The organism is Amycolatopsis sp. SID8362 (assembly GCF_010550475.1).
GTDB classification, from domain to species: Bacteria; Actinomycetota; Actinomycetes; order Mycobacteriales; family Pseudonocardiaceae; genus Amycolatopsis; species Amycolatopsis eburnea.
In genome coordinates this window covers 1-5,758 of record NZ_JAAGNB010001065.1, presented here as the reverse complement: position 1 = coordinate 5,758, position 5,758 = coordinate 1, and the positions used below count along the sequence as shown (strand labels likewise).

Below are 5,758 nucleotides of genomic sequence, written 5' to 3'. Positions count from 1 at the left end.
CGGCGCGGGCCGAGACCGTGCGCACCGCCCAGCCGGTCAACGCGCGCGTCACGACGAGCGCGAGCAGCGCGGCCAGCTGGGCGGTGCGTCCCCCGGGCCCTGCTCCGACGATCGCCGCGAGGACGTCGGCGAGCAGGAACGCCTGTGCGACCAGCGCGGCGGCGTTGAGGAACGAGAGGAACCCCACCAGGGCCAGCGCCCGGCGCACGGCGGGCACGAGGGCCGGCAGTGCGCCGAGCGGGCCCTTCCCCGGCCGCGCCGAGTCCACTGTGGACTCCGAGGCGAGAAGGGTCGCGCGTCCGGGAGGCTTGGTCATGGTGCGTGGACCGCCGGGATGTGCTGGGTGCCGATGCGCTTGCGGAACACCCAGTACGTCCAGCCCTGGTAGATGAGCACCGCCGGGGCGCCGAAGACGGCGACCCAGGTCATCACGGTCAGCGTGTACGGGCTCGACGCGGTGCCCGCGATGCTGAGGTCGTTCGCGGCGTCGAGGGTCGAGGGCAGCACGTTCGGGAACAGCGCCCCGAACAGCACGACGGCGGCCGCGGCGATCATCACTCCGAGCGCGGCGAACGCCTGGCCGTCGCGGTCCGCGCGCAGCCGGAACCAGGCCACGACCGCGGCCACGGCGGCGACGCCGAACGCGAGCAGCGTCCACAGCGTGCCCTCGCGCCACTGGACGACCGTCAGGAAGGCGACGATCGGCACCATCGCGAGCGGCAGCGCGCGAAGCGCCAGCTTCCGGGCACGTTCTCGCAGGTCACCACTGGTCTTCAGGGCCAGGAACGCGGCGCCGTGCGTGATCGAGAAGGCGGCGATCGCGACCGCGCCGAGCAGGGTGTCCCAGCGCAGGGCGGCGAACGCGGAGCCGACGCGGTTGCCGTCGGCGTCCAGGGGCAGGCCGAGCACGGTGGTCGCGAGGATGAGCCCGACGCCCAGCGGCGGGATCCACGAGCCGATCATGATCACGCGGTCCCAGGTGCGGCGCCAGCGGTCGGAGTCGACCTTGCCGCGGTACTCGAAGGCGACGCCGCGGCCGATGAGGGCGAGTAACAGGAGCAGGAGCGGCAGGTAGGCGGCCGAGAACAGGCTGGCGTACCAGCCGGGGAAGGCCGCGAACATGGCCCCGCCGGCGACGATGAGCCAGACCTCGTTGCCGTCCCAGACCGGTCCGATGGTGTTGACCATGACCCGGCGCTCGGTGTTGTCGCGGGCAAGGATCGGCAGCAGCATGCCGACGCCGAAGTCGAAGCCTTCGAGGAACAGGTAGCCGAGCCAGAAGAAGGCGATGACGACGAACCAGGCGATTTCGAGGGTCATCGGGCCACTCCTCCCACTCGGTTGCCGTGAGTTGTCCACAGCCGGCGGAGTTGTCCACAGGTAGGCTGTGGGTAACCCGCGCGGGTGATCACATCGGCACTCATCGTCAGCACCTCAGTAGGCGAAGGCGAGCGTGTCCTCGCCCGGTTTGTCGGAATCCTTCTTTTCCGGGGGCATCACCGCTTCGACGCCGCCGCGGATGTACTTGCGCATCAGGAACAGCTCCACCACGCCGAGGGCCGCGTACACCGTGGTCAGGGCGATCAGTGACGTCCAGACCTCGCCGGTCGTCAGCCGCGACACCGCCTGGGCCGTGAACATCCAGACGCCGTCGACGCCCGACGGGTTCGGGACGACCACGAACGGCTGACGGCCCATCTCCGTGAAGATCCAGCCCGCGCTGTTGCCGAGGAACGGCGTCGCGATGCCGCCCAGCACCAGGAGCGGGAACCAGCGCCCGGTCGGGATCCGGTCGCGACGGGTCAGCCACAGCGCCAGCAGCCCGATGCCCGCCGAGACCGCGCCGAAGCCGATCATCATCCGGAAGCCCCAGTACGTCACCGGCAGGTTGGGCACGTAGTCGATCGGCTTGCCCGCGAGCGAACCCAGCTCCGGGTCGTCGGGGTAGTTCGTGCCGTACTTCGCCTGGTACTCGGTGATCAGGTCCTCGACGCCCTTGACCTCGGTCTTGAAGTCGTTGTGCGCGAGGAACGACAGCAGCGCCGGCACGTTGAACGTCTTGACGTCCTCGCAGTTCGACCCGGCGACGTCGCCGATCGCGATGATCGAGAAGCTCGCCGGCTTTTCCGTGTGGCACAGCGCTTCCGCCGACGCCATCTTCATCGGCTGCTGCTCGAACATCAGCTTGCCCTGCGCGTCACCGGTGATCGCGAGCACCGCGAACGCCGCCACGCCGACCCAGCCGCCGAGGCGCAGCGAGGAGCGCCACACGTCCTGGTTCGACCGGCGCCGCCAGAGGTGCCAGCCCGCGACGCCGACCAGGAAGGCCGCCGCCACCGAGAACGCGCCCGCGAGGGTGTGCGGGATCGCGGCGAGCGCCGTGTTGTTCGTCAGCACCGCCCAGATCGAGTTCATCGTCGGCTTGCCGTTCTCGAACGTCACGCCGACCGGGTGCTGCATCCACGAGTTCGCGGCCAGGATGAAGTACGCCGAGGCCATGGTGGCCAGCGAAAACGCCCAGGCGCACGCCAGGTGCACCTTCTTCGGCAGCCGGTCCCAGCCGAAGATCCACAGGCCGAGGAACGTCGACTCGACGAAGAACGCGACGAGCCCTTCCATCGCGAGCGGCGCGCCGAAGACGTCGCCGACGAAGCGGGAGTACGCGCTCCAGTTCATCCCGAACTGGAACTCCTGCACGATGCCGGTCACGACGCCCATCGCGAAGTTGACCAGCAGCAGCTTGCCCCAGAACTTCGTCATCTTCAGGTGCCGCGGATCGCCGGTGCGGACCCACTGGGTCTGCATCGCCGCGACCAGGATCGACAGCCCGATGGTCAGCGGGACCATCAGGAAGTGGTAGACGGTGGTGATGCCGAACTGCCACCGCGCTAGCTCAAGGACCTCCACGTGGTCCAGCGTGCTCCGGCGCGGGTGGGCCAGCTAGATCATTCGGTCCCGTCCACCCCGGGACCAACGTCCTTCACCTGGTCGAGTGCCCGCCGCGCCTCCTCGGCGACGGCGCGCCGCGCCCCGGCCGAACCCAGCGTGAGGACGTGCTTCAGCGCCAGCGCGTACGCCGTGTCGAACGCCTGGTCCGCCGCCACCGGGAGGTCCGGGCGGACGCCGACGCCTTCCCAGTTCTCCCCCGTCTCCGGGTGCAGCGAGCGCGCGATGGACACCGTGACGTCGAGGTAGGTGTCCACCTTGTACTGCTCACGCGGGTGGGCGCCGCCGCGGGTGGCCTCGCCGACGGTCTTCGCGCGGCCCTGTTGCTGGAGCGAGAACGCCAGGTCCTCGCCGCCGGAGAACGTCCGCGGGCCGGTCAGCACCCAGATCGGTTTCGTGCCGCCGAACCGCGGGCCCGGCACGTACGGCAGCGTCCACATCTGGGTCGTCTTGTCGCCCTCGCGCTCGTAGATGTCGAGGTAGTGCACCTGCTCGTCGACGAGGTAGGTCTGCAGCAGCGCGCTGGTACCCGGGCTGCCGCCGCGGTTGCGGCGCACGTCGAGCAGCAGCGCGTCCGTCGTCGCGAGCAACGTCATCGCGGCCGAGATCGCCGGACCGGCCAGCTCCGCCGGGTACAGCATCGTCGTGTCGAGGTAGCCGACGTTGCCGGCCAGCCGCCGGACCGCCGCGATGCCGAAGCCCTCCAGCTCGGCCTCGATCCGGAAGTCCGCGGAGTTCATCGCCGCGTCGCCGTCGTCGGCGACCGGGTCCGCGTGGTGGCGCAGGCGCAGGTGCGGGTCGCCGTTGACGGACTGCAGGTCGGCCGTGACGAGCGTCGCGAATTCGGCATCGTCGGCGTCCGCGTACGCCCCTTCGTCGAGACGGCCGCGAAGCACGTCCGCCAGCTTCGCGGCGACGGCCGGGAAGACGTAGTGCGCTTCCAGCCGGCGGATGACCTCGTTGACCTGCGCAGCACGCGCTTCTGACCCCATGCCGATCAACCTACCGGTGCCCGCAAACGAAAATTCGGTGTGCCGAAAAAAATTGTGCGCCCGGGCTGGATGACAAATTCATGGCCGCCGATCAGGCGATTTCGCGATCGCCATCAGCTTGCGCCCGTCTGAATCGCCCCTTTATCGTTGCAGTGAAAGGGGCGAAGAAATCACATGACTTCCGCGATGGTGGCGTTGATCAGCGCGTTCGGCCTGGTCCTCGCCGTGGAGCTGCCGGACAAGACGCTGGTCGCGACCCTCGTGCTGACCACGCGTTTCCGCGGCGGCCCGGTTTTCGCGGGCGTGTGCGCCGCCTTCGCCGTGCAATGCGTGATCGCCGTCGCGTTCGGCAGTGTCCTGACACTGTTGCCGGACGTCGTCCTTTCCCTCGCTGTCGCCGCGATGTTCGGCCTCGGTTCTTTCATGCTCCTTCGCGAAGGATTCAGCGAAGCGGACGAAGCCGGTGAAGACGCTTCGCGCATCGGCCCGGCTCCGCTGTCCTTCCTGCGCTCCGCGATGACGTCGTTCGGCGTGCTCTTCGCCGCCGAGTGGGGTGACGCCTCCCAGCTCGCCACCGCCAGCCTCACCGCCCGGATCGGCAACCCCGTCGCCGTCGGCGTCGGCGCGTTCGCCGCGCTCGTCGTCGTCGCCGGCCTGGCCGTGTTCATCGGCGGGAAGATCCGCAGCCGGATCAAGCCGAAGCTGATCCAGCGCTGCGCCGGGTTCGTGTTCGCCGGGTTCGCCGCGTTCGCCCTGCTCCAGCTGGCCTTCTGACCGCTGCCTCACAGGTTCACCCGGTAACCTTTCGGAAACGAAAGGGTGGAAGCCAGGTGAACAAGCCATTGACCGCGGTCTCGCCGTGGCACGGGAGGCTCGCGCTCGGTGGCATCGGCCTGGCCGTGGCCATCTCGATCGACCTGCACCTGAGCCTGTCCGGCCAGGTCAGCCCGATCTGGCAGACGCTGTCGGAGTACGTCTACGGCAGGCTCGGCACGGCGTCGGCCGCGCCGCTGTTCAGCGTGATGTGCCTGGCCCTGTCGCTCGGCTCGGTCGCCCTGCTCGCCGGCATCGCGAAAGCGCACCGGCCGGGCACGACCGCCGTCTGCGTGCTGCTCGGCGTGTGGTCGGCCGGGCTGCTCGTGTGCGGGCTCGTCCCGGTCGACCCCGACGGCCAGGCGCGCTCGCTCGCCGGGCAGGTCCACAACCTCGCCGCGCTCACGGCGTTCGTCGCCCTGCCCGCGGCCGCGTTCGTGCTGACGAAGAAGGGCCGCGAGCGCTGCCCGTGGGAACCGCGCCGGACGACGATCCGGCGCCTGGCCACGGCGAGCTTCGCCAGCGTCGGCGTGGTGCTCGGCGGGTTCGTCCTGACGCTCGTCCTCGGCCCGGCGAACCAGGAAGTCACGCTCGGCCTGTTCGAGCGGCTGCTGTTCACCGTCGACGTCACGCTGCTGCTGACGATGGTCCGGCCGCTGCGCTAAGTCTTGAGGATGTCCGCCAGCCGCACGGCGGCCGCGACGACCTGCGGGCCCACCTCGGCGGCCTTCAGCGGCTCCATCGAGACGACCCCGACGCTCGCCTTCAGCCCCGGCACCCCGCGGACCGGTGCCGCGACGCCGGACGCGCCCGCCTCCAGCTCGCCGGTCGAGGTCACCCAGCCGTCGCCGCCGGGCCGCAGGGACATCGCCTTGCCCGCCGCGCCCGCGGTCAGCGAGTGGCGGCTGCCGACGCGGTAGGCGACGTGGAAGCTCGTCCAGGACGGCTCCACGACGGCCACCGCAAGCGCTTGCGTCCCCTGCGCGACCGACAGGTGCGCGGTCGCG

General features: G+C 70.2%; 6 protein-coding genes and 1 pseudogene. 2 read left to right on the top strand and 5 right to left on the bottom strand.

Annotated elements, in window-relative coordinates; all coding sequences use genetic code 11:
- From G3I65_RS33540 to G3I65_RS33525, 4 genes are all read right to left on the bottom strand, one after another.
- On the bottom strand, positions 1 to 316 hold a 316-nt coding region (locus tag G3I65_RS33540; protein WP_166640906.1), incomplete at its 3' end, for a hypothetical protein.
- Positions 313 to 1,320, bottom strand: coding sequence for a cytochrome d ubiquinol oxidase subunit II (gene cydB, locus G3I65_RS33535; RefSeq protein WP_160699655.1), 1,008 nt, complete (start codon positions 1,318 to 1,320; stop codon positions 313 to 315). The genes G3I65_RS33540 and cydB, both read right to left, overlap by 4 nt.
- A 114-nt stretch (positions 1,321 to 1,434) precedes the next feature.
- On the bottom strand, positions 1,435 to 2,907 hold the full coding sequence (locus tag G3I65_RS33530; protein ID WP_160699654.1) for a cytochrome ubiquinol oxidase subunit I: 1,473 nt from the start codon (positions 2,905 to 2,907) through the stop codon (positions 1,435 to 1,437).
- Positions 2,908 to 2,945: 38 nt separating this feature from the next.
- On the bottom strand, positions 2,946 to 3,938 hold the full coding sequence (locus G3I65_RS33525; protein WP_160699653.1) for a S41 family peptidase: 993 nt from the start codon (positions 3,936 to 3,938) through the stop codon (positions 2,946 to 2,948).
- A gap of 186 nt (positions 3,939 to 4,124) precedes the next feature.
- Between G3I65_RS33525 and G3I65_RS33520 the strand changes: the two genes are divergently transcribed.
- Both G3I65_RS33520 and G3I65_RS33515 read left to right on the top strand, forming a co-directional pair.
- Positions 4,125 to 4,712 carry a TMEM165/GDT1 family protein gene (locus G3I65_RS33520; RefSeq protein WP_160699656.1) on the top strand — a complete coding sequence of 196 codons (588 nt, stop codon included), beginning with the start codon at positions 4,125 to 4,127 and terminating at the stop codon, positions 4,710 to 4,712.
- 56 nt (positions 4,713 to 4,768) lie between these two features.
- A complete protein-coding gene (locus G3I65_RS33515) occupies positions 4,769 to 5,416 on the top strand; it encodes a DUF998 domain-containing protein (RefSeq protein WP_160699652.1) in 648 nt (215 codons plus the stop codon).
- On the opposite strand, the pseudogene G3I65_RS33510 reads toward G3I65_RS33515, so the two are convergent.
- A pseudogene (locus G3I65_RS33510) lies at positions 5,413 to 5,758 on the bottom strand (IclR family transcriptional regulator); the annotation flags it as partial. The gene G3I65_RS33515 and the pseudogene G3I65_RS33510 sit on opposite strands and share 4 nt — an antisense overlap.

Bases quoted from the DNA above. Each gene is read 5' to 3' on its own strand.
- G3I65_RS33525 (WP_160699653.1), bottom strand. From the start codon at position 3,938: ATGGGGTCAGAAGCGCGTGCTGCGCAGGTCAACGAGGTCATCCGCCGG.
- cydB (WP_160699655.1), bottom strand. From the start codon at position 1,320: ATGACCCTCGAAATCGCCTGGTTCGTCGTCATCGCCTTCTTCTGGCTC.
- G3I65_RS33520 (WP_160699656.1), top strand. From the start codon at position 4,125: ATGGTGGCGTTGATCAGCGCGTTCGGCCTGGTCCTCGCCGTGGAGCTG.